General features: G+C 45.7%; 21 protein-coding genes. 4 read left to right on the top strand and 17 right to left on the bottom strand.

Annotation, left to right across the window (positions count from 1 at the left end; all coding sequences use genetic code 11):
* Window positions 1-117 precede the first annotated feature (117 nt).
* The gene (locus tag MSMTP_RS04960) at window positions 118-1,194 is read right to left on the bottom strand and encodes a radical SAM protein (RefSeq protein WP_048178083.1); all 1,077 of its coding nucleotides are present in this window, start codon (window positions 1,192-1,194) and stop codon (window positions 118-120) included.
* 226 nt (window positions 1,195-1,420) lie between these two features.
* Between MSMTP_RS04960 and MSMTP_RS20335 the strand changes: the two genes are divergently transcribed.
* Both MSMTP_RS20335 and MSMTP_RS04955 read left to right on the top strand, forming a co-directional pair.
* Entirely contained in the window at window positions 1,421-1,588 is a 168-nt protein-coding gene (locus MSMTP_RS20335) for a 4Fe-4S binding protein (protein WP_369799626.1), read from the top strand.
* A 46-nt stretch (window positions 1,589-1,634) separates the two neighbouring features.
* Entirely contained in the window at window positions 1,635-2,375 is a 741-nt protein-coding gene (locus MSMTP_RS04955) for a cyclase family protein (protein WP_231582921.1), read from the top strand.
* Between the two features lie 98 nt (window positions 2,376-2,473).
* Here MSMTP_RS04955 and MSMTP_RS04950 read toward each other — a convergent pair whose 3' ends face one another.
* Entirely contained in the window at window positions 2,474-3,073 is a 600-nt protein-coding gene (locus MSMTP_RS04950) for a hypothetical protein (protein WP_048178082.1), read from the bottom strand.
* A gap of 174 nt (window positions 3,074-3,247) precedes the next feature.
* Between MSMTP_RS04950 and MSMTP_RS04945 the strand changes: the two genes are divergently transcribed.
* Complete coding sequence (locus tag MSMTP_RS04945; protein WP_156153682.1) at window positions 3,248-3,655, top strand: hypothetical protein; 408 nt, start codon at window positions 3,248-3,250, stop codon at window positions 3,653-3,655.
* 293 nt (window positions 3,656-3,948) lie between these two features.
* Here the strand turns inward: MSMTP_RS04945 and MSMTP_RS04940 are convergent, their stop codons facing one another.
* From MSMTP_RS04940 to MSMTP_RS04870, 15 genes are all read right to left on the bottom strand, one after another.
* A complete protein-coding gene (locus MSMTP_RS04940) occupies window positions 3,949-4,503 on the bottom strand; it encodes an XTP/dITP diphosphatase (RefSeq protein ID WP_048178080.1) in 555 nt (184 codons plus the stop codon).
* The gene (locus tag MSMTP_RS04935) at window positions 4,496-6,139 is read right to left on the bottom strand and encodes a bifunctional N(6)-L-threonylcarbamoyladenine synthase/serine/threonine protein kinase (RefSeq protein ID WP_048178079.1); all 1,644 of its coding nucleotides are present in this window, start codon (window positions 6,137-6,139) and stop codon (window positions 4,496-4,498) included. Before MSMTP_RS04935 ends, MSMTP_RS04940 begins: the two co-directional genes overlap by 8 nt.
* Before the next feature lie 231 nt (window positions 6,140-6,370).
* Window positions 6,371-9,577 carry a tetratricopeptide repeat protein gene (locus tag MSMTP_RS04930; RefSeq protein WP_048178078.1) on the bottom strand — a complete coding sequence of 1,069 codons (3,207 nt, stop codon included), beginning with the start codon at window positions 9,575-9,577 and terminating at the stop codon, window positions 6,371-6,373.
* A 227-nt stretch (window positions 9,578-9,804) separates the two neighbouring features.
* The gene (locus MSMTP_RS04925) at window positions 9,805-9,990 is read right to left on the bottom strand and encodes a hypothetical protein (RefSeq protein ID WP_048178077.1); all 186 of its coding nucleotides are present in this window, start codon (window positions 9,988-9,990) and stop codon (window positions 9,805-9,807) included.
* 354 nt (window positions 9,991-10,344) lie between these two features.
* Window positions 10,345-13,620 carry a tetratricopeptide repeat protein gene (locus MSMTP_RS04920; protein ID WP_048178076.1) on the bottom strand — a complete coding sequence of 1,092 codons (3,276 nt, stop codon included), beginning with the start codon at window positions 13,618-13,620 and terminating at the stop codon, window positions 10,345-10,347.
* A gap of 388 nt (window positions 13,621-14,008) precedes the next feature.
* Window positions 14,009-14,158 (bottom strand): 30S ribosomal protein S27ae, encoded by a 150-nt coding sequence (locus MSMTP_RS04915; RefSeq protein WP_048178075.1) that lies wholly within the window; start codon window positions 14,156-14,158, stop codon window positions 14,009-14,011.
* 10 nt (window positions 14,159-14,168) lie between these two features.
* Window positions 14,169-14,480 carry a 30S ribosomal protein S24e gene (locus MSMTP_RS04910; RefSeq protein WP_048178074.1) on the bottom strand — a complete coding sequence of 104 codons (312 nt, stop codon included), beginning with the start codon at window positions 14,478-14,480 and terminating at the stop codon, window positions 14,169-14,171.
* On the bottom strand, window positions 14,461-15,048 hold the full coding sequence (locus tag MSMTP_RS04905; RefSeq protein ID WP_048178073.1) for a GTP-dependent dephospho-CoA kinase family protein: 588 nt from the start codon (window positions 15,046-15,048) through the stop codon (window positions 14,461-14,463). Before MSMTP_RS04905 ends, MSMTP_RS04910 begins: the two co-directional genes overlap by 20 nt.
* A 1-nt stretch (window position 15,049) precedes the next feature.
* Complete coding sequence (gene spt4 / locus MSMTP_RS04900) at window positions 15,050-15,235, bottom strand: transcription elongation factor subunit Spt4 (protein WP_048178072.1); 186 nt, start codon at window positions 15,233-15,235, stop codon at window positions 15,050-15,052.
* Between the two features lie 43 nt (window positions 15,236-15,278).
* The gene (locus MSMTP_RS04895) at window positions 15,279-15,866 is read right to left on the bottom strand and encodes a DNA-directed RNA polymerase (RefSeq protein ID WP_048178071.1); all 588 of its coding nucleotides are present in this window, start codon (window positions 15,864-15,866) and stop codon (window positions 15,279-15,281) included.
* 63 nt (window positions 15,867-15,929) lie between these two features.
* Window positions 15,930-16,295: a PIN domain-containing protein gene (locus MSMTP_RS04890; protein WP_048178070.1), complete on the bottom strand. Its 366-nt coding sequence runs from the start codon at window positions 16,293-16,295 to the stop codon at window positions 15,930-15,932.
* A complete protein-coding gene (locus MSMTP_RS04885) occupies window positions 16,292-17,518 on the bottom strand; it encodes a translation initiation factor IF-2 subunit gamma (RefSeq protein ID WP_048178069.1) in 1,227 nt (408 codons plus the stop codon). Before MSMTP_RS04885 ends, MSMTP_RS04890 begins: the two co-directional genes overlap by 4 nt.
* A gap of 408 nt (window positions 17,519-17,926) precedes the next feature.
* A complete protein-coding gene (locus MSMTP_RS04880) occupies window positions 17,927-19,090 on the bottom strand; it encodes a formate--phosphoribosylaminoimidazolecarboxamide ligase family protein (RefSeq protein ID WP_048178068.1) in 1,164 nt (387 codons plus the stop codon).
* 403 nt (window positions 19,091-19,493) lie between these two features.
* Window positions 19,494-20,420, bottom strand: a complete 927-nt coding sequence (locus tag MSMTP_RS17835; protein WP_052718279.1) for a stage II sporulation protein M — start codon at window positions 20,418-20,420, stop codon at window positions 19,494-19,496.
* Between the two features lie 173 nt (window positions 20,421-20,593).
* Window positions 20,594-21,451: a DUF63 family protein gene (locus tag MSMTP_RS04870; RefSeq protein WP_048178067.1), complete on the bottom strand. Its 858-nt coding sequence runs from the start codon at window positions 21,449-21,451 to the stop codon at window positions 20,594-20,596.
* A gap of 584 nt (window positions 21,452-22,035) precedes the next feature.
* Between MSMTP_RS04870 and MSMTP_RS04865 the strand changes: the two genes are divergently transcribed.
* Entirely contained in the window at window positions 22,036-23,106 is a 1,071-nt protein-coding gene (locus MSMTP_RS04865) for an NAD(P)-dependent glycerol-1-phosphate dehydrogenase (protein WP_048178066.1), read from the top strand.
* Window positions 23,107-23,520 lie beyond the last annotated feature (414 nt).

Below are 23,520 nucleotides of genomic sequence, written 5' to 3'. Positions count from 1 at the left end.
AAATTTAATTTTAAAAGTAGCCATTAATTTTTTATAGTTTTTACTCAAAATTTCCGAGGGTTTTATAGAATTTTTTGAAGCAACTGAGGGAATTTGCCCTGACCGCAAGGAGTCATTTCAAAGAGGGACCAATTCCACAACCATCCCATCTTCAAAAGGATACCTTTCGATAACAAAAAGCTTGGCTCTGGCTTTACATGCCTCCAGCTTCTCCTTTATATCTTCATTGAGTTCTTCCAGAACCCACCAGGCAATCTCAATGCTGTTTTCTTTTGTTTCAAAAAGTTCTTTGGGAACTTCGAGCTCTTGCAGGAGCTTTTCCACCATTTCCCGGGCCAAACGGTCTTCTCCTTCAATCACTCCGTACATGAGAGTCCCGTCTTCAGTAACCTCATCAAATTCTCTTGCAGTGTTCTTTGCAATCCTCTGGAGCCTTTTGCGGAGCTGGACGGCATCTTTATAACTTGAAGAGCAGAAATGTGCTTTTTTGCAGGCGGAAAGGGCGGCTTTTGCATGTTCCAGAGAACCTGCTACAGCGTTTGAGGTGTCCGATTCCAGGACAAAACCACGGCCCAGAAGGGCTTCGGAGTTATTTTCGGAAAATTCAAGTTCGTTCAGGTTCAGGAAAATCCCTTCTTTCTCCGCAAAAACAGCAACCTTTTCAGCACCTTCAAGGGCAGGAATCTCTATTCCTGCTAAGATTTCAAGGTCCTTTGCGTTTTTCACGGCTTTGGAGTAGGGGCTTTGCTCCAGTTTATCCCAGATTTCCTGTGGCGGATGGAAGCGAATCTCGTCCAGCCCCGCTTTTGCGAGCTTTTCAAGGGTTTCCCGGTCAGGGGCCATAGCAGTATAGAGATGGATATGGTGCTCTTTTCCGAAACTGGATTTAAGAAGGCTGATATAGTGCAGGACCCTATCGATTTTCAGGAGAGGTTCTCCTCCGGTGATTCCCGCCCCCAGAGCGTCCATGAGCTTTGCTTCTTCAAGTAAGTCGGCATCGTTTATTACGGGCCTTTCGTTTGCAAAGACCAGGTCTTTTCCCCGTCTCTCGTCCGAGAGTGGGCAGTAAAAACAGCTTTTCGGACAGAGGCCCGTCACAAAAAGCACCAGTTTAGCACCCTGCTGGCAGAGCTGACAACCTTCGGGGAGATAATTGTAAAAAGAGCCTGTCTCTTCTTCAGTGAACTTTTCCATGCCTGAGCCTGCATATTCTTTTGTTGTATATAAGTTTTGTTTCGAAGGGACTTTTCTGGAGGATTCTCAGTTTCCGGTCTCAGTTTTCGGTCTCATTTTCCCATCTCAGTTTCCGGTCTCATTTCCCCACCTCAGTTTCCGATCTCAGTCCCCCCATAATATCAGAGATAAGAAACTAATTTATACAGCTTCCCCCAAATGATCCGCTGATGCCTGAGAAAAATGGATACGTCGTTGTTTTGGATGTAAAAGGTGCGGAAAATGTAAGGACGTCTGCCCTACGGGCGCCATATACGAGGAAAAAGAACTGGCGAAAATCGACCAGGATAAATATACCCAGTGCATGATATGCATTGACGAGTGCACGAACAAATCAACAATTTACATGGAATAATTTCAACAATTTACATGGAATAATTTCAACAATTTACATTAATGAGGTGATCATCCTGCTGAACTTTCCTGCTCCGGGAAAAGTAATCGACATCACGGTTCCTATCTCTCATTCTACCAGGGTCTTTCCCGGAGACCCGGAGCCTTCAATCAAAAGCGTCTATAATCTTGAAGTAGACGGTTGCGCAGTTTCAAAGCTCTCTTTCGGGAGTCATACCGGCACCCATGTTGATGCCCCTTCCCATATTCTGAAAGACGGAAAACCGGTTGACAACCTGGAACTCGAAGGTCTGATAGGCAGGGCAGTAATTCTGGACTTTTCTTCAAAAACCGGGCCTCTTTCAGTGGATATCCTTGAATCCGCATTCCGGAATGCCGGCAGTACTGAGGGAATTACGGTCCTCCTCCTGAAAACAAAAAAAACTGGATTCCGAACCAGGGCCAGGTCGGACCTGAATGATGCCGATGCCCGGCAAGCTGCGGATTCGGGAAACAGAAAAAACGGGGAAAAAGGAGATTTCGAGGAGTCAGTTTATCTAGAAGAAAGTACCGCAGCCTGGATCGTCAATAACGGGTTTACCACTGTCGGAATAGACGACTTCTCCGTGGACAGCCTTGCTTCCGAAAACCTTCCTGCTCATCACATACTGCTTTCAAACCGGGTAAATATCGTGGAGTGCCTGGACCTGAGTCCCGTGGAAGCCGGGAACTACTTCTTCATCTGCCTGCCCCTGAAAATCGTGGGTTGTGACGGGGCTCCCGCAAGAGCTGTCCTGCTTTATGAATAGGGGATTTGATTCCCGGGTGTATTTGTTCGCATGTCGGAATCCCTGGCTCTTTGCAGGTTCCCCTGCTGCTGGAATCAGAATATTCATAATTGGGATTTTTAGAAGTGGGACATCGTGTACCTGACACCGTCTTCGGAAACCAGCTCAAAGACAAATTCGCCTGAAACCGGGTATTCGATCACAATTCCTATTTCTTTCAGCCCAGGAGATGTTTCATTGTTTTCCGGGCTCACAGCAGGGATCCAGTTTCCTTCTTCCTCTGATGCACCTTTCAGGAAGTGAACCGTTTCCCCTCCAAGAAGTACTCTTTGCTTTACCCCGTTTTTGTACTGGTAGATAAGGGTGTTATTTTCGAGCTTCCATTCCGAATCGCTCAGGTTCCCGGAGCAGTCCGGGTCCGGGTCTGCCCCGAAACTAAGGTACCGGACCTGTTCCGGGAGGGAGAGAGTAAGGACGCACATCCCCCCTTCGGGGCCGTATCTGTCTTCAAGAGGCCGGGCATGTCCTTTCTGGATAGATAGGAGAGAAAGGGCTGCATCTTCGACCTGGGCTTCGATTTCCGCTTCATCGAGCACAGGGGAGGCATTTTCCCAGGCCTGGGCAATGAGAAGCAGGACTGCTGCAAGGAGTCCAAGATATACTACCAGTTTCAGGGGGATGGTATCCGCAGCCCTGGTGTCCGAAAAAAGGGATTTCATATCTGAGAGATTCTCGGCATTTAATAAAAAATTTTAGTTGACGGAAAAGTAAATATCAAATAGAAGTCAAAAAGTAACTGATAAAGTGAATGATAAAGTGAAAAGGAAGGGGTTGCAATAACATTAGAAGATGCGGAAGAAAACCTGCTTTGTATCTCTTTTTCGGATGAGCAGTTGCGACAGATCGAAACGTATGCTGGTGAATACAACATGGGTGTAGAGGAGTTTTTGAAAAATGTCTGCCTGACATACTGCCTTGAGCATGTTGAAGAAGCCTGTGGGGGGAAAAAAGAACCAAAAAGAGCCACCGTACCGGTGAGTTCCCAACCGGAAGAACTGGTCAGGAAAGCAACTGAGAAGGCGAAAGCCAGAATTGAGCTGAAGACCGGAAAAAAATTTGGCCCTAAAGAACTGCTGGATGGCCCCCTCATTCTGGACGAGCAATCTATCAATTGCCTTAATTCGATAAAGCGGGAGAACCGCTACATCCCGAACAACAGGATTATTTTGGCAGCAATTAAACTGGGCTTGAACTCACTCAACCTTGCGATGGATCTTGAAAGACAAAGATTTAAGGATTGAACACCCCTTTGAATGATCTGGTTTGTAAATATAGTCAAGTGCCCTAATTATTTCACCTATCCCAATTTAAAGTTTAACCACAGAAAGCATGGAACACACGGAATAAAAGAAATAGGGGCACAGTCTTTCCGTGCTTTCCGTGTCTTCTGTGTTTATAAAATAAGTGTAAATATTTACGTTCGGGACTATAATCAGATTTATAAATAATCTTATTTGTGTGGAGAAGTTCAAATTATTTGATTTTTTTCTCCAGTCTTTTTTCTTTTTGTACTATTTATTTTTATGATTTGTTTTCAGACCTGGCTATCAATCCATTCCAGAAAATGATCGATGGCCCTGCGACGGTGGGAAAGCTTGTTTTTCTCGACATCCCCGAGTTCCCCGAAGGTCATGCCCTGGTACTCGAATATCGGGTCGTAGCCGAAGCCCCCGGTCCCGCGTTCTTCGTAAGCGATTTTGCCTTCCACCACTCCGGGAAAGACCAGGGGCTCTTTTCCGGGTTCACAGTAGCCAATTACGGTTTTGAAATAGGCTGTCCGGTCTTCTTCCTCTTCCATAAGCTTGAGCACTTTAAGGTTTCCGAGGTTATCCTCCACATAACGGGAGTAAGGTCCTGGAAAACCGTTTAAGGCTTTTATGAAAATTCCCGAGTCGTCTACCATTGCCGGCACGTTCAGTTTGTTTGCGACGTACTGAGCCCCGTGGGCGGCGATAGGTTCCAGTTCATCTTCCTGGTACTCAGGGTACCCATTTTTGTTCTGGGTAACTTCGATTCCCCGGGAAGCGAGGATGTCCCGGACCTCGGCAAACTTGCCTTTATTTCCCGTAACAAAGATAATTTTACGCATAGCGAGCCCTCTTTTTGATCTCTTCAACTCGCTTCAGTACATCCGCTGCTTCTATAAAAGTACTTCCATACCCTTTTTTGAAAGCTTCTATCAAGGCTTCAGAGTCCCGGTGTGTGCTCTCAAAGGTCTGGAAGAGCACATGCACGTCCACACCCCTGGCTTCCAGAGACTTTTCAAAGTAGGCAAGCCCGAAGTCCAGGAGGTAGAGCCGGCTGCCGGCTAGCAGGAGGTTTGATGTGGTCAGGTCCCCGTGTACTATCCCCGCACTGTGGAGCTTCCCTACAAGTTCCCCCACCTTTATGGAGACCTCAGGGGAGATCAGGTACTTGACGGGAGCCCCTCCGATATACTGCATTTTGAGCTTGAAAGCTTCAACATCATAAATAATGGGCGTGGGAACCCCTGCACGCCTAGCTTCCGACATCATACGGGCTTCTGTCCGGTTCCTTTCTTTCCGGATCCTTTCATCTATTTCCTTCAAACGGTAAGCTTTCGGGACCCGTTCCTTGACAAGTACCTTCTCTCCTCCCGGCCCTTCTTCGAGATAAACAACAGCCTCGGCTCCACTGTCCAGCAGCTCTCCGGGGGGTAAACTGAGGAGAGTCTCCGGAGAGATTTCCGGGGTTTTTTCCATATCTTCTTCCCGAACCCAGGTCACTTCCACATCGTCAGTCCTGAAACCGGGGTCAACACGAGACTCTTCCAGGGAAAGTAAGTTCCCTGACTTATACATCAGGAGCCCGGTATAGGCTATCATGGTCCCATTATCTCCCATGAAGCGCTTTTCAGGGACGTAGAACTTTGCACCTCTGGCTTCACACATGTCGTTTAACATCTCCCTGAGCCTCCCGTTGGCTCCTACCCCGCCGGCCAGAAGCACCTCTTTTTTCCCGGTGTGGGCAAGGGCACGTTCGGCCACTTCCACTACCATGGCAAAGGCTGTTTCCTGGTAGGAGTAACAGACGTCCTCAAGACTTGCCTTTTTCAGGGCTTCGCTGGAAGCCGTGGACAGGCCTGAAAAGGAGAGGTCCATCCCCTTGACCACGTAAGGGAGATGGATGTAGTTCTTTGCATCCTTTGCATACATTTCGATCTTCGGGCCCCCGGGATGTGGGAGGCCTGCTCCCCGTGCAAACTTGTCCAGGGCGTTTCCAAGCCCTATGTCCAGGGTTTCCCCGAAGACCCGGTACCTGCCTGCCATGTGGGAGAGCACCTGGGAATTTGCCCCGCTCACGTAGACGACCACGGGGTCCTTTGAAGGAGTCCTCCAGATTCCGATCTCAATGTGGGCGATGCAGTGGTTGACCCCTATCAGGGGGATCCCGAGGGAAAGGGAAAGCATCCGGGCTGCCGTTGCCACGGTCCTTAGGCAGGGTCCAAGCCCAGGGCCCCGGGAAAAAGCTATCCCGTCAATATCGGAAGGATCGACTCCTTTTTCCTTAGCTTCCGCAAGAAGTCTTTTGATCACACTTGCTGCGTACTTTGCATGGTGCTGGGCGGCTTCCCGGGGATGGATCCCGCCGGTTTCCGGTTTGTAGGTCTCAGTGACCTCGGCTATGATCTCGGTCTCGGTCACGACTGCGGCACTGAGGTTCCAGGCAGTGCCTTCGATTCCAAGAATGAATGTTTTTTTCAAGGCGTTCCGCTCTCCTTAAAAATGGTATTCTCTGCTTACTGTTGCTTCTTCCGATAATGAAGGAGCAGGTTTTATATAGCTTTGCCTCCCTGGATAATCGCTCAAAGGGATAAAGTATTTCTGAATGTTTGAAAAAATATTCCGGGCTGTTTTGAAAAAGCTTTGACTTTCCTTCTCCCTCTGCCTTCAAAACTTCTCCTGCCCTTTGTCTTCCAAACTTCTTCCCTTTACTCAGAACTTTTCCAGCTTCCCTATTCGGTCTTCCATCAACTCCGGGGAGAGCAAGCTTTTTTCAAGCCTTTCCCTGAACTCGTCCAGCAGGGTAGCCGGCACGTCGAACTCCGGGGGGGGAGGGGTATGGGTTTCAATTTCCGGTTCATCACCCGGTTTGCGGAGCCTTATCCCAGGAAAGAGCAGGATAAAGAGTAAAATCAGGATAATGAGGGTATATTCCCTGCCGTATTGATCCCAGGAGACTGCAGAGAATGCGCCTGAAGAAAGGACCTGGGAAAAGACGGGTTGCACGGCAGCCGCCAGCCAGGATATGAACGGGAGTGTTGAGACTGCAGGGTTGGAAATGAGCAGGATGGCTATGAAAACCAGTGTGAGCAGGAACCCTGCTTTCTTGAGCCTGCAGTATTTTCCTGAGACAAGCCACCACTCCCACCAGGCAGGCTTCAGAGGGCCTGAGCGGATGTGATCCCGGAGGTCGGACGCGGGGGCTTTTATGTCTGTGGGAGTTTCGAGTTCCAGGCACTCTTCAAGCCTTTCGGCGGCTTTTTTGAGGTAGCGGATTTTGTAGTAGTAAAAGCCCAGGAAATAAAGGATATATGCCCTGAGTTCGCTGTCTTTCGATTCCCTGGAAAGGGCTGTTTTTTCCAGTTTCCGGATTACCGAAAGGAGCATTTGCCTGTATTGTCCACTTACCTGTCTACTTGTCCCTCTGCTTACCTCTCCGTTTGACTCTACGCTTTCCAGGTCAAAAGTCACTTCTGCGTACAGGTACCTGGCGTACGCATCCCAGAGCAGGATTTCCGGGTCGGAAGAGTCCAGGTCAAGAGCCCGACCGAATGACTCCATAGCTTCCTCGTAAGCCTGTTCTTCAAGCTCTATCCTGCCTTTAAGGATTCTTGAGAATACGTTTTCATGTTCTTCCGATATTGAGGCTTCCACCTCTTTTAGTGCTCCTTCGCTGTTTCCAAGCCTGAAGTAAAGTTCTGCAAGCCCGTCACGCGCATGGAAATTTTTCGGGTTTAACTCCACCGCTTTTCTATAAGCCTGTGCAGCTTGCTCGTAGTTTCCGATTCTTGTAGATGCAAAGCCCAGCAGGCAGGCTAAGAGGTCATGGTTAGGGTCAATTGCTTCAATTTTTTCCAGAGTTTCCACGGCTCTGTCGAATTCCTGCAGCCGGATAAGGGCAAATGCTTTCAGGGTCGAAGCCGGGGTGTTTCCAGGGTCAACGGCAAGGACCCTTGCAAAAGCATCCCTCGCTTTTTCCCATTCTCCCATCCGGGCTAGAACGATTCCTTCTCCAAGACAGGCTTCCTCCCCGTTTCTTCCGAACTGCCGGGCTCTTTCAAAAGCTTCCAGGGCTTCCCAGGGTTTTTCGAGGGCATCGAGGGCAAAGCCCTTTGCGTTCCATAGGACTTCCTGAAAGGACTTCTTTTGAAAGGGCTTTTTTTGAAGGGCTTTTTTCCGAAGGAACTTCTTTCCAGATTTATTGGAAACATCTCTCTCTTCCCACCCATATCCTTCTTTAAGTTCTCCATTTTCAACTTCCCCTTCTTTGAGCCCCCATTTTTCAGCTTCGCCTTCTTTGGTTCCCTCATCTTCAGCTTCTTCCACGTCGACTTTTTCGAGGGCTCCCAGGGCTTCTTCATATCGTTTCAAATAAATGAGCACAAGACCTCTGCAAAGCTCCAAAGACGGGTCCCCTGAATTGAGTTCAAGGGCTTTTTCAAAAGCTTCCAGAGCTCCTCTATACTGGTCAAGCCCTGCCCGAGCAAATCCCCTGTATTTCCAGGTTTCGGAGTCAAGGTTTTCCTCAGGGATCTTTTCCGAGATATCCAGGAATTTTTTAAACGCTATCTTGAGCCTTTTTTCCAGTACCTCGTCGTATTCTTTCTTCCGCCCTTTAAGCCGAATGAGGACAACTCCCCGGTTGTAGCGGGCAGGGAGGCTCCCATGGTCGAGCCCCATAAGTGTCTCGTAAGCTTCCAGGGCTTCCCTGTACTTGCCGCGTTCACACAGGGTGTTCCCTTTTCCATTCCAGGCAAATGTGTTCTCAGGTTCCAGTTCGAGGGCATGTTCGAAAGCCTCCAGGGCTTTTTCGAACTCCTCCAGTTCATAATACACGGCCCCGAGTCTACTAAGGATTCCACTGTCTTCGGGTTCAAGATTAAGGGCTTTTTTGTAAGCTTCCAGGGCTTCATTGTATTTCCTGAGCCCGAAAAAGGAGCTTCCAAACCCCTTCCACCCCCGGGCACTCTCAGGCTCAAGTTCAAGGGCTTTTCCGTAAACTTCAAGGGCTTTTTCGTAGCTTTCGCCGATCAGGAGCAGAGCTCCTTTATTGTACAGGGCTCCGATAAAGGAAGTGTCCGTTTCAAGGACTGTCTCAAAGGCCTCCAGGGCTTCCTCGTACCTTTCCAGTTTCCCGAGTATCCTTCCCTTCTCATTCCATATCCCGGAATTTTCCGGATCGAGTTCAAGAGCCTTTTCAAAAGCTTCCAGGGCTTTTTTTGGTTTTCCGAGTGCCTCAAAGACTTCCCCCTCCCCTGCCCAGCCTCCGGCAAAATCCGGCTTCAACTCCAGGGCCTTTTCATAAGCCTGCAAAGCCTTTTCAGGTTCGTTGAGGTCAAAGTAGACCTTTGCAGTCCCTTCCCATGCCCCCGCATGAGTGGGTTCAAGTTTCAGGGTTTCCCCGAATGCCTCAAGCGCTTCCCCGGTTTTTCCAAGGGCCTGCAGGGAAAGCCCCTTATAGTACAGAGCTCCCGGGTTTCCCGGACTTATCTCAAAGGAACGGGAAAAAGCCTCCAGGGCTTCCTCATACCTCCCTAGCTGGTGAAGAGCAAGCCCTTTATAATGCCAGGCCCCGGCGTCCTCTTCATTCTTCTCAAGAACCCTCCCGAATGCTTCCAGCGCCTCTTCAGGCCGTTTCAGGTAGCCAAGGGCAAGCCCTTTGCAATAAAGGGCTCCGCTATTTTCCGGCTCCAGGGAAAGGGCTTTTTCAAAAGCCTCGAGAGCCTCCTCGGGCCGGTCCAGGTAGCTCAAGGCATTTCCCCTGTAGTACCAGGCTGCAGCGTCTTCGGGATTTATTTCAAGCACCGTGCCGAGAGCTTCCAGCGCTTTTTCAAAATGTTCCCTGGCTTCGGCATATTTCTTAAAGGAAAAAAGAGCAAGGGCTTTACTGTACAGGGCTCTGGCGTAGAGGGAGTACATTTTGCCTCTGGAATCTGTGATTCAAAAAATTTATATCAAATTATATATGCTCCCTGTTATAAATACGGATGCAGAAGAGAGTTTCTTAGTTGCTTTAAGGAAATTGCAGAAAAAGAAATGAAAGAGACAAAAAAGAAGTAAAAGGGACAAAAAATGGTTTTCATGATACGTTTGATCAAAGCCTGATTTGAATGACAGGTAATTCAAGAGAGTGAATGGCTCTCATTTTACTGTTTTTCGGCGGCAGGTTGGTTTTCCGCCGGCAGCTTAATGATCAGCCTGACATCCTTTAAAGTCAGGTTCTTTATAATCAGCTTTTTTCCTCCAGGTCCCTTTATCCTCAAATTTTCGATTTTCATGTCTTTTATCGTGATGATTTTTGTCCTAACTTTCTTCATGTTTTTCTCTGGCATGGTTTTTTACCCCGCTCCTCGCCTGTCAGCTTTCTCTTTGCCGCAGGTCTTTGCCGGTACGATGTAAATATAATATTTAAGAAATAAACGGTTTTCCGTCTGCTGGAGCTAAGCCATCAGAAAAGTCGAGTTGAACCTGTCAAATATTCAGACTTCTTTCCATACGTTATTATTAAACGGCTGGTAGTGTGAGCACGATAATACGAGTACGACCTGTGGAAATCAGGGTCTGCAAAATAGTGAAAAACTGGAGAATCACCAATGGTTCTCGAGGAAGTTTTCCATCCCCTCAGCAAGCTGTCGAGGTATTTATGACCCTCCGCACTCCCATAGTAATAAATTTTTACATTGGGTTTAGATCCACTCTTCAATAGTCTGAGAAGATTTTCTCCACACTTTCATTTTCATAGGGGTAATTGAGGGCTTTTTTCTGATCTCTCTTATCGTTCGAGTATGTTCGATTTTGAAAGGAGGCATTTCCGGATAAAATTCCATAGAAGAGAGAGTAGGCGACTGAATTTCTATCTCTACATCTTTTCCTGCTATTCGATATATAGATGGAGATAGTAAAATGAAGAGCAGTAAGCCAACAGTTAAAGCATACCTCCCATATGAATATTCCCAGTCGACTGAGCTAAATATGTCATAAAATGTGTCATAAAATGTGCCATATATAGTGGCTATTAAAGGATGAACTAAGAGTTTCTCAAAGAGAAAAGAGAGAAATGAAAGATATCCGATCACCATTTCAGGGAACAAAAGTCCAAAAATAATGAGTGAAAGTACTGAGAATATTATTTTTTTGGATAAGGGATGCAAAGGATCTTTCAGCCACCATTCCCACCAAGGAGGCTTGAGCTGGTAGTTCCATAGGTTGTCCAGATGTTTTTTCGCTGATTCTTTTATGGGTGAGCCAGATTTCAAGGAGGAACATTCTACAAATTTATCTTTTGCACTTGGAAAATTGCCAATTTTATAGTAGTAAACTCCCAGGAAATAGAGTGCATAGGCATTTATCTTCGGGGTTCCATGGGATTTAATTTTCTCCAGGTCACGAATAATAGAAACCAGTTCTTCTTGATATTTTTTTGGTCTAGTTCCATAACGGAACTCCGCTTTAAGATATCTTGCATATGCATGCCAGAGAAGGAACAGAGACGATGTATTTTCCCATTTTAGCGCTTCTTCAAAATTTTCAAGAGCAGTATCATACGAACGTTTTTCAATCATTATCTGACCTTTAAGGCAATATGCCCATCCCATTCTGCCGGCATAGACATCATATTCTCTAGTGTTTTTCGGAGGAATTCTTTTGTTTTGAGATTCTTTTTCTTCTTTTTCTTTTTTTACCAGTATTTTATCTATTTCGGAATCAGCGTCTTCAATATTTCCAAAATTCAAAAAGATCCAACCAAGGTTTGTATGTGTCAAGACATCATCTGGATCTATTTCTCGTGCTTCCGAAAATGCTTCTCTGGCTCTGGAGGGTCTGTTAAGCCTGTAAAGCATAATACCTTTCATGTTAAGTATTTCAACATCTTTTGGATTATATATCAGAGCCTTTTCAAAACATTCGTACACAGCTTCATATTCCTTAGAGCTTTCAAGTTTGAAAAGTACAAGCCCCTTCATTACCCAGGCTTCTGGATTTTTTTTATTTAGTTTTATGGCCCTGTTAAAAGCGTCTATGGCTTTATCGTATTCTTCAAGAAAATAGAGTGCTGTGCCTTTGTCTATCCAGGTAATGTTATTTTTGGGATCAAGTTTTACAGCTTGCTCGCATTCTTTAAGGGCTTCATGCATGTAATAATCGCAACACTTCATTTTTGCCAGTACAATCGCTTTGTTATTCCTGAACTCTGGATCTTTTTTGTCGTTTTCGATGGCTTTTTCAAAGGTCTTGACGGCTTCTCCATACATTTTGCGTTCGTACTGTACGAGTCCTTTGTTATTCAGGGCATCCAAATTACTCGGTTTAATCTCAAAAGCTTTTTCAAAAGCATCTATGGCTTCCTTATATTCTTTTAGTTCATAATAAACGAGTCCGATCTGGTATAGAATGTCGGGGGCAGTCTCACCGTATTTTAATAATAATGAATTGAAAATTTCTTTTGATTTTTTAAATGCTTCTATAGCCTTATCACATTTTCTTGACTGATAAAGAACAAGTCCTTTGTAATAATAAGTCACTGCACAGATGGGATTATACCTACAAAATGAATTTATACTTTTAATATAATAGAGATTTTCGTATATTTTTATAGTGTTTTCAAAACATTTCAAAGCTTTATCATAGTTCCTCAGACTGAAAAATGCTATCCCCTGGAAATTTGAAGCAATGACATAATTTTTGTTCAGCTCAAGAGCTTTACCAAATACTTCTGCAGCTTCTTCATATTTTTCGAGAGCGAGGAGAGCAAATCCTTTACTGTCCAAAAGATCTGCATCCTCCATAATGTTGGTTTCTTCAGAGCTATAAAATTTTTTACAATCATTTTCACAATCATCTACAAATTTCACAAAATTTTCAAAAACATGGCTCCCTGCGTCATTTTTTCTGAGTTTAAAATAAGAGAATCCTTTGCTTAGCCATGCGGGGGCGTTATACGGTTCAATGGCTATGGCTTTGTCAAAAGCTGATATTGCTTTCCAGTATTCTTTGAGAGAACAGAGAATGAGCCCTTTGGTGTACCATGTATTGCTGTCTTGGATGTTCTGTTTGAGAGCTTTTTTAATTACTTCATTTGCTTCCTCACATTTATCTTTTTTTCCGGAACATCGAAGAGCAAGAGCTATTTTATTCGAAATATTTATATCAATTTCTTCTAATTGCTCTCTGTTTTTTATCTCTTCTTCTAATTGCTCTCTGTTTTTTATCTCTTTTTCTGATTCCTTACTTTTTTTCATCTTTTCTTGTATTTCTTTTTGCATTTTCTCGAAAATTCCATGGGAGTCTTTGTATCTTTCAAGCCCCCCCTCTGCCAATCCTTTGTAAATTTGAAAGTATTCCATGTCAGGATTTTTTTCATCTAAAACTTCACAATATTGACCGAGAGCTATAAGAGAACGTAACCTGTATTTTTTAGCTTTAATATCACTCGGATCAAGTTTCAGAACTTCATCGAAAACTTTTATAGCTTCAACATAGTTTTCAAGTTTATAATAGGCACGACCTTTTTGATATAAAACTTCCACAGAAGTTTTATTTATTTCATAGGCTTTTTGAAAAACTTCTACGGCAGATTTATATCTTCCGACTTTTAAAAACAAAATACCCTTTTTGTAATTAAGCTCGAAATTACTCGAATCTTTTTCAATTTCCTTTAGTTTTTCTATAACTTCTTTGAATGAATATTTAATGGAATATTCTTTATCAAACTTGATATAGACAGGATCACTAAAGTCATGCACTTTTTTTGTAAAGCTTTGAAATTTTTCATTTAATTTTAAATTCGGATACCTTTCTGAGCAAATTTTCAGTCTCCATCGTAGCCTCCTCTTTTTCTGTTTTTTCAGAATATCTTCTGCACGTGACAATGAATTATTTAATTCCTCGAGTTCCCCATCTGAATCTTTATTTAAGACTTTTTTCTCTTCGTAATCTACCTCATTCTTACTTAGTTTTAGCATTTAATCCCTCACAATTGAAAATGTAATTCAGCGTAGGAAACTCTATTTGGTTTAATGAGGAGTAGTAGGAATGGAATTCAGTATTTTCTCGGAGACTAGGCTGTGTAATCCCTAACAAATAAATCGGTATTAAAATAGATAAATATATAAAAAAGATAAATTCGGAAAATAAATACTGAACAAATTTCAGTTATGGAAATGACTGTCGAATAAGATATAGGTAAAGAGAAATCATCCCGAAGATCGATTTTTCAGACAAAACACTGAGCTCTAAAAATCCACTTTTGAGAATCGAGTGAAAATTCAACTGAAAAATGAGAAAAGAAGAACCACATGAACTTTGCGGTTCAGATTGAGAAATAAGTTTGATGGGAATTCGTGAAACGAATTATTTCTTGAATTCGGTGTAGCCGCACTTTCCGCAGGCAAGGCGGTTCTTGTGTTCGGCAAGGAATACACCGGGTCCGCACCTGGGACAGAACTGTTTGACTCTGGTTACGGAATCGCCTTCTACCTTGTAGTAATCTTTGACTGCCATTGCTCACACCTCACTCTTCGGTTGCGGCTTCTTCTTCTGCCGAGGCAGGAGCCGGGTTCCTCTTCAGGACGTATTCGTGTTCGATCTCTTTCATGCGTGCTTCTTCCGCATAGAGCTTGGCGTAGCCCCTGGATTCCTGCATTCCGTATTCAGTGTCGACTTTCTGGATGACCAGAAGTTCAAGGGGGGCGTTGAGCATTGCTGCGAGCTTGTTTCTGATGTCGCTTCTGGAAGGAGTAGGACCTTCATATTTCACGGTGAAATCCAGTTCCCTTCTATTTAAAAGCACGTTGTTTTTATCTTCAATAATCTGTATGTCCATCCAATATTCTCCGTATATTGTATAATTCACTTTCCTGCTCCTGGCTGATGAGCTTCTCAAACAGGATCCTTATTTCTTCCTTTTTGCTTTCCGTGACCTCTACGAAAACAACCCCTTCATCGGGCTGACCGTAGAGAACCACGGAGCCTAAGGGGGCCATAAGGATCACAGGAAGGGTTGCCAGGTCTTCTTCTCCCCGGACAAAGATCCGGAGAGCTTTTCCGGATACAAACGCTTCGGAAATGGAGTTGATCAACTCATCGGTGATGAGCCCTGCCGGATTTTCTACCGTGACTTCGGTGTAGTCCCCGTCCTTGTTCCTGGACGAGACATCTTCCGAGACAGGTTTTCTTTTTGTCCGGTTATCCACTATGCAGAGGTCCGGAAAAATCCCGGCTTCGAGCAGGTGGAAGGTAGTAACATCTCCTACGGATATAAGTTTTGTGGGGTTTGCAAGCTTCCCGGCAAACTTTTCGATGGTATCCCTGCCCGAACCCCTGTAAAGTTTACCCAGGGGTTTTTTCATGAGTGGGCGAAGTTCCTTCGGAAGTTCGATGTGAACACTCAACTCAGCGCACCTTCAAAGCAAATTTATCCGGGATGTCTACCCCGAGCTTTTTAGCGATTTCCGAGCGTTCAGCATCCAGGATAATCACAAGGCCGCTCCATTCTTCTGCGAGATCCGACGTCCCACAGATGGGGCAGGAATTTCCTTCCAGGATCCTCAAGCAGTGCCGACATACTTTTTCTGCCATGGAAAATCAAATCCTCTTATAATTCTGCCTGAGTTATTCCTAATCAGGCAGCTTTTTCTGCTGGTGCAGCTTCATTTTGCTGCTTCTTTCTGCGGGCCTCTTCAAGCCACTGCAGTTTTCCAAGCGCAGTCTGGCGCATGGTTAGCCCGATCTTGCTTTCTTTTGGTTCTCTTTCGTTGATACTTACCGCTACGATCCGGCCCCTTACATGGTCACCCTCGGAAATGGACTTGCCTCCGCCTTTGGTGACAAGCCTTGCGTTCTTGGCATCATACGAAATAAAATCATCAGTGATCTGGCTGACGTGGAGCAGCCCGTCCATGGGCCCGATACCTACGAAGACCCCGAAACCGACAGCTTCCACAACTTCTCCTTCAATGATTTCTTGAAGTTCGGGGACAAACATGATTGCTTCAAACGTCACGTCGTAGTAGACCGCCCCGTCTCCGACAAGGATATGCCCTTCTCCTATCTCGTCGATCTTGCATACTGCGACAAGGGAGCCAAGTTTCTTATCGACCTGCCCCTCAAGTTTTTCCCTTAACGCGTTTTTTACGGTAGGAGCCACATCTTCCCCGAGCAGGGTGGGAGGTATGCGGACCGTATCAACGAGTCTCATCATTTTATACATCTGTATATCACCCGTAATAAACACAATCTTTGAAACGCAGGCACCGAAAACCCAGGTGGATTTTCAGGCCAGTTCCAACCTGTTTTTCTGGCGCAGGATTACCACTGTGATCCCTTTTGCAGTCAACCTGCGCTTCAATCCTATATCATTGGTCAGGACAGCGGCTCCAGTTTCTCCGGCAAGCTCAAGGATCACATCGTCTGCAGGTCCTCTGGCGTCTATCCGTTTGCACCTACCTGCCATGGACTTTGCGATCTTTGCAGCCGTCCTGTCCGATCCTTTTTCCCGCCTTATGAGCTTTTCAATTTCAAATATAACCGCTTCCGGCACGAGGAATTCGTCAAACCCCAACCTCCCCAGTTCTTCAAATATATCAACTCCGAACTGGACAGGGATCATCAGCCCATTAGTATCGATTATAACTTTCAACTATTGATAACACCTACCCCGATAAGCCGCCAGCGGGAATCGATTCTCCTGCTGATTGCGACCCTTGCCCCAAGCGCGGCACAAATCGGGCGCTTGAGCAGCACCTCGGCTTCGCTTTTCCGGGCGCTGGTGACAACTCCTACAGTCGTGGCAGTCCCTATGTTAAGCATGAGGGGTTCACTAGTCTTGATTTCGTTGATCTTTTCTTCCTTAGTAACTCCCACGACCCGTTCCAGCAGATGAAGTTCCATAGTGAACTTGTGCCGGGTCTCAGGAAGGGTGCCGGGCACACCTGCGATCTGTCCTGTAAGGGAGTCCCCTTTGGTAAGGGTCGGGTCCAGCAAGGTCCCCACTGCAAGCAGTCCTCCTGGAGTTGCTTCTTCAACCCTGGTAGGGCCTGCGTGGATGGAAGAGACTTTTGTCATAATGGGAATCCATTTCGTGCTGCCTTCAGTGGTGACTTTGAGCCCTGGCCTGATTTCAAGTTCAGATCCCGGGGTAAGTACTCCTTCCGTCAGGGTGCCTCCTATGACCCCTCCGCGGATCTCTTCGACAGTGATCCCGGGCTTGTTGATGTCAAAGGACCTGGCAATCAGCATATGAGCAGGCAGGTCCATCTTGTGGACAGGAGTCGATATCTGGTTTTCCAGGGCATCAATCAGAGCGTCAACGTTGATGTTCTGCTGGGCCGAGATCGGGACAATAGGGGCATTTTCAGCTACCGTGCCTTTGACAAATTCCTTAATCTGATGATAGTGTTCGATCAACCGTTCCCTTGGGACCAGGTCGATCTTGTTCTGCACGATCACTATGTTTTCCATCCCCATGATGTCCAGGGCCATGAGGTGTTCCTTTGTCTGGGGCTGGGGACAGTCTTCATTTGCGGCAATTACCAGTACCGCTCCGTCCATAATCGCAGCTCCGGAAAGCATGGTTGCCATCAAGGTCTCGTGCCCGGGGGCGTCCACAAAGGACACTGTCCTGTCCTCTTCCGTTGTTTCTCCACAGTTCGGGCAGGTCTTTTCCACCGTATAACCCTGGGGAATCGGACATTTCGGGCATTTCATAAACACTGAGTCTGCATACCCGAGCCTGATAGATATACCTCTTTTTACTTCTTCACTATGCGTATCCGTCCACACGCCTGATAGGGCTTTGACAAGTGTGGTTTTTCCATGATCGACATGACCTACCATGCCGATATTTACACAGGGCTGACTCAAGTTATAATTTCCTCCAGTTGAATGACGATAATCCGATATAGGACAAGTATAATGTATTATTGAAATATCTTTTATGAAATTCATTTTTGGAAATTTCCGGTCTGAAATTCCCCTTTCGAAAATTTCCGGTCTGAAACCTCTTATGTAAGTGGGATTTGAAGTTGTTTTCCCGGATTTTTTGATTATCCGACCCGATGATTCTATCTTAAGATCCTATCTTAAAATAAACCTTCTCTTCAGATCCGGTTCCCCAGCAAGGTTTCGGACCTTAGGGTCAGAATTCCAGGCAAACTTTGAGAGTAAATTTTTGATTGTGATATGAATCTTGCAGATTCCGGGGATATTTTTTAAAGTTTATGGTGTCCCTGCACAATTCATATCTACTAATGCCGGAAAGCCTTAATAAACTTATGTGACGATCAGATCTAGTTTCTCTAGCTCCAGAGCGCGCCTGATCTCAAAGGCAAGCCTTCTCCCCGTACTCATGGGTTTTCTCCAGAGAGAGTTGCCGTAGGAGTGCCCGACGGACATATGGACGTTGGTCCCGCCGCCGACCCTGGGCGCGACGTCGTATATATAGAAGTTAAGGTCCTTGTCCACGCAGGTCTGGAGGCAGAAGGGACCGATAATTCCCGGAGCATAATGTTCCTGGGTAGCTTTTACGAATTTTTCTCCCATCTCGAAGACCTTTTCCAGGAGGGATTCCCTGAGGGTTGCGGAGTTGTGCCCACAGACCGTGTATTCCGGGGTAAGCTGGTTCTCAGCCAGGCCCATCTGCTGGGGGGCCGGGAGCCGAACATGCCCGTCAAGGCTGGTTTCAAAGCGCCAATCAACCCCGAGGAGTTCCAGTTTGCTCATTTTGGGTTCGATAGGGGAGTAAAACATGTCCAGGTTGAAAACCGGACCAATAATATAGCGCTCGATCCGGGCATTTTCAAGGGCTTCCGGGGTAATGACGCCCTGTTTTATAAGAGATTCTGCCTTTTCCTGGTATTCCTTGAAGCTTGAAGCCGTGAAAAAACCCCTTTCCAGTTTTTTTACTGCGTGGGGGAGCTTGACCATGACCAGCTCATCGATGTCTTCCGGATTTTCGATTTTTTCCGGGAAGGGGAGCCCTGCCTTTTCCAAGATCCAGTAGTAACTCTGCTGCTCACTGCGCTCCTCACTGCGGAGAAGGTTCCGGCTTCCTACCATTGGAACCCTGAAATTCTCTTCGATCTCGTCGATGCTGCAGTAGGAGGTAAAAGAACGGTTCGGGACAAAGAGCACACGGTTGTCAACCAGTTTCTGCTGGTTTTCAGGCAGGAGGATTTCATTGAACTTATTGAAAGTAACGGCTTCGTCCACGAGTCCCCGGGTGACTTTCCCGTAGGGGTCTCTCTGGGCCTTGAAGTACTCAGTGTAGGTCTTCTCCCTGCCTGCCTGGCAGACGGCGAGGGTCTTGAAGTCCTCTTCGACGGCTCCGTCACAGACGTCAAGGCCTGAGTGGGAGGCAATGGTTCCTACTTTGACCTGATCAGCGTATGCATAATAGTCTTCAACAATTTCCTTAATTTCTTTCCTATCAATCATATATAGTGTCCCTCGGTTTTTCCGGAAATAGGGAATGATTCGTTTTATGAAGTATCTCGTATGAAAGATAATGTAATCAAATCACGGATGATTCGGTAGTCAAATCACGGATGATTCGGTGACTGATGATTATGTGGTTGTGGCCAAAAGGCCAGTGATAAGAAATTCATTACTGGAATTTACCGGTAACTCTCAAAGTGTGCCGGATTATTCGTATCAACGGATATCCTGCCTCAGTTAGGGCATGAATTTTCCCATTAACGGCTTTACCCGTTAAAACCCTTTCTAATAACAGTAATCATTTATAAGTTGAGGGGTAAGGTAGATTTTACTTTTTTCTTTCTTTTTACTTATTTTATCTGACGTTTGCGGCTTTTCAAAAAAGGGTTTTTGGAGGGCTTTTTCACAGAATTCCCAGAAGCAGGGGTGTTATAAACGTTTCAATTACTGCGGCAACGAAAAGAAAGGGCACGATCCAGCGGAAGTAAAACCTTATCCCATCCTTGAATTCCCTTTTTAATTCAGTGGGTCTGCCTATAAGGGCAGCCAGGACCTGGTGGCCCAGACGAAGCCCGATCCCCGCTGCCAGAAAGACCATGGGCAATTCAATAATCCCGTGGGGGAGGAGGGCCAGGAAGATAAAAAGCAGACCCTGTTCTTCAGCTACCAGATGGGAGAGTACCCCTACCACATAACCGTTGAAGGCTACGAAAAGGACAGGGAGTATCCCCAGGCCGAGTCCCATGACAAGGAAGAGCAGACTTACGAACGCATTGTTCAGAAAAATGATCAGCATGATCAATAAGGGGTGTAAGTTCAGAAGTCCTCCGAATTGGGCTTGGAATTCCTCCATGACCATCTCGGAGATTTCAGGGGTGCTTGCAGAATAGGCATACCCTGAAAAAGCAGATGCAAAAAACACAAAGGTAATAATCAGGACGTAAGGCCGGATATGATTGACGTAGTTGAAAAAGCCTTCTTTACCGGACATATCTCTTTCGGGTGTAGAGGTTACGGAACTAAAGCTCGAACTGGAACTGGAAACGGAACTGGAACCAGAACCTGTAGTGGAACCGGTGTTAGAATCAAAGGTGAAGCCGGAGTAGGAACCTGCGTCCCGTCCTAAACCGGGAGATCCAGCCTTTTCCCTTTCTGCACTTTCTTCCTCTGCCCCCTGTTCTGCCCTCATCTCTCTTTTCGATTCATCCAAGGGAACTTCTGTATTTTCTTCATTTTCCTCATTTGCCTTTTCCTTATCTGCCTTTCCCATATTACCCTGCGGATCAGCATCCGCTTCTGAATAATACTCTTCCCCTCTCTCCATATTCATGTCCGGAATAACCCTCCCTCCTGTTTAATTTGCTTGAAGTTCCCGTGATCTATTTAAAGTTCCGTGCTCTGCAAAACGCGATTTTTCCTCTAATCCGTTCTACTTATCTTCAACTTGTCATCAACTTGTCTTCAACTTGTCTTCAATTTTTCGTTAGACTCTATTCTGTCCTTTCAGATTCCGAGCATCATCCGGAGTGTATTCCGGGTTGCCGGGGAAAGGCCCAGGATCAGGATAACCATTTTGATGAGCATCTTCAGGTTCACGGATTCTTCGTCGTCTTCAAACTGGGTATCAAGCACATAGAGAACCCCTATGAAGATAATAAGTTTCAATGGATACATAACCAATGCGGTGCCCGTAAGTTCGATGAGGTAGTAGGGAAGTACGTGTTTTTCGAAGTATCCGAGTTTATCCACCCCTATGTAGGTTGAGGAGGCGTCCATCAGGTGGACCATGAGGATGGAAAGGTTCAGGGGATTGGTGAAGATTTCGGATTTGAAATAGCGGGCTACCCTGTAAAAGATGAAAGTCAGTCCCGTTCCTGCCACAAGCACGAAAACGGGCACATAAGCAGCCACCACATCCTCGAAATACAGGAGAGTTATCAGGTTTACAAAAAACCAGATGAGCCCAAACCCCGCAAAAGTGGAATAGAAGTCTCGCACAAACCCAGCCTTCTCCAGCCTGATGGCCAGCCAGAGGCAAAATACGGTTACCGCAAAGACCAGGAAGTAGATGTTCGGGGTTATGAGCAGGTAGCTGAAAGGCGGGTTTATTATTCCTGCAGGGGAATCTTCCAGTACGCGAAGGGATGAGCCTGCAAGCACGAAGGGGATGATCGAAAGGATAAATCGGGAGTTTACCTTCACATTAAATTTTTCCAGGAGCCTGAAGATCCCGAATATACAGATCCCCAACACCACCGCCCAGGTGAAAGTGTTGACAGGGTTATATCCCGCATCGGTTAGGATAGGGTCGAGGTAATAGGTATTTATAAACTGTGAAATTGCATCAAGAGGAGAACTCATTATATCACTCGTTCAAAGCGGCAATGTCCAATACTATTCAATGTGGAGATTTTTAATCTCATTTATCTCATTTAAAGTGTAATATCTATCTGATACCGTTATCTATCTGATACCGTTCAAAATGGCAATATCCTAATATAATTAATACTTACTGTTGTACATACTCAGAACTTATATATTGAATTAAGGATTTGAGGTGGCGCAAGACTGCCAGTCCCTTCCATTCAAATTCAGTAGTTCTTGTTCTGCAAATGAGTTTGGTCCTTGAATGTACGAATGAATTGTATAATTAGATATTTATAATTTGCATGTGTAAAATATACATTTATCTAACACTCATATTTAACACTTATATGTAAACTCCAGTAAATGGATAATCTGACAACTAAATCATTCTGGCAATTAAGTTAATGAATCAAATTCACCTATGTTAGGGATATACCGGAGATTGTGAATACTTGAAAAACTTAAAGATTGTCGGCCCGGGTTTGAACTGAAAATACCCTTTGAAAGGTTTCAGTATCAGGGCTGTACATAATATCCAATCACATATACCTTTATCATGATTAAATATTAACGCGGGTATGAAATTGACCGAAAGCAAAAACAGCGTAAAATGGATGCAGCTTCCCAGGGATGTGCTGGTAGGACATGGTGTCCTGGACCAGGTAGGAGACGTTTGCAGGGACCTGAAGCTGAAAGGAAATGCGCTGATCGTAACCGGCAGTACCACCCGGGAAGTGGCGGGTAAGAGAATCCGGGACTGCCTGGAAACTGCGGGCAGCAGTGTGGAAATGGTCCTCACAAGCAAAGCTACCATTGAAGAAGTCGAGAGGGTAATGGAAAGAGCCCTTGAGACCGATTCGAGCTACCTTCTTGGAGTAGGGAGCGGACGGTCCATTGACATTGCAAAACTTGCCTCTACACGGCTGGAGCTCCCTTTCTTCAGCGTGCCGACTTCTGCTTCCCACGACGGAATTGTCTCCTCCAGGGCATCCATCCTGGATAACGGGAAAAAGGCTTCGGTGCAGGCACAGGCCCCTATGGCCGTTGTTGCGGACACCGAGATAATCTCGGCTGCCCCCTTCCGTTTCCTTGCGGCTGGCTGCGGAGATATCATCTCCAACTATACGGCTGTGCTGGATTGGGAACTTGCCAGCAGGCTAAGGAATGAATACTTCGGGGAATACGCAGCAGCCCTTTCCCGCATGGCGGCGCGGGTAATCATAGAATCCGCCGATTCAATCAAGCCCGAACATGAAAATTCAGCCCGGCTCGTTGTCAAGGCCCTGGTCTCCAACGGGGTTGCCATGAGCATTGCAGGTTCTTCCAGACCGGCTTCAGGTTCCGAACATATGTTCAGCCATGCCCTTGACCAACTCGCCCCGAAACCAGCCCTTCATGGAGAACAGTGTGGGGTTGGGAGTATCATGATGATGTACCTGCATGGCGGGGACTGGAAGCAGATCCGGGGTGCCCTGAAGAAAATCGGAGCCCCTGCAACCGCAAGAGAGCTGGGCATAGAAGATAAATATATAATTGAAGCCCTGTTACATGCACACAGCATCCGCCCTGAACGCTACACCATCCTGGGGAGCGGGTTGACCCCCTCTGCCGCCAGGAAAGTTGCGAAGATAACAGGGGTTATAGATTGAAAGAAGTTAAGGCCCAAAAGGTTATAAATTGTAAGAAGTTAAGGTCTTAATAAGTTGAAACCCTGAACTTTAAATGAACGAAGCTCGAACTAAATAATAAGAGATCGTTTGTTCATTTTCGGACAGTTCCGGCCCCACAATCAGATCAGAAATGATTTAAAGGATTTAATTCAAATTTATCTGAGTGTATTTCAAGGATAATTTATCAAGGATAATTTAATTAGGAGCCGCTTTACAGGACAATTAGCGGTTCGGATAATCAGGATCAGGGAAATAAGCAATCTGATAAACTAATAAGACACTCAAACTAATAAGACACTCAAACTAATAAGACACTCAAACTAATAAAACACTCCAGATAATAATCTGGGCAATACTTAATCCCGATAATTATGGGGTAACACCCAATTCCAA

Source organism: Methanosarcina sp. MTP4 (genome assembly GCF_000970045.1).
Classification (GTDB): domain Archaea; phylum Halobacteriota; class Methanosarcinia; order Methanosarcinales; family Methanosarcinaceae; genus MTP4.
This window is presented reverse-complemented; position numbering and strand designations above follow the sequence as displayed.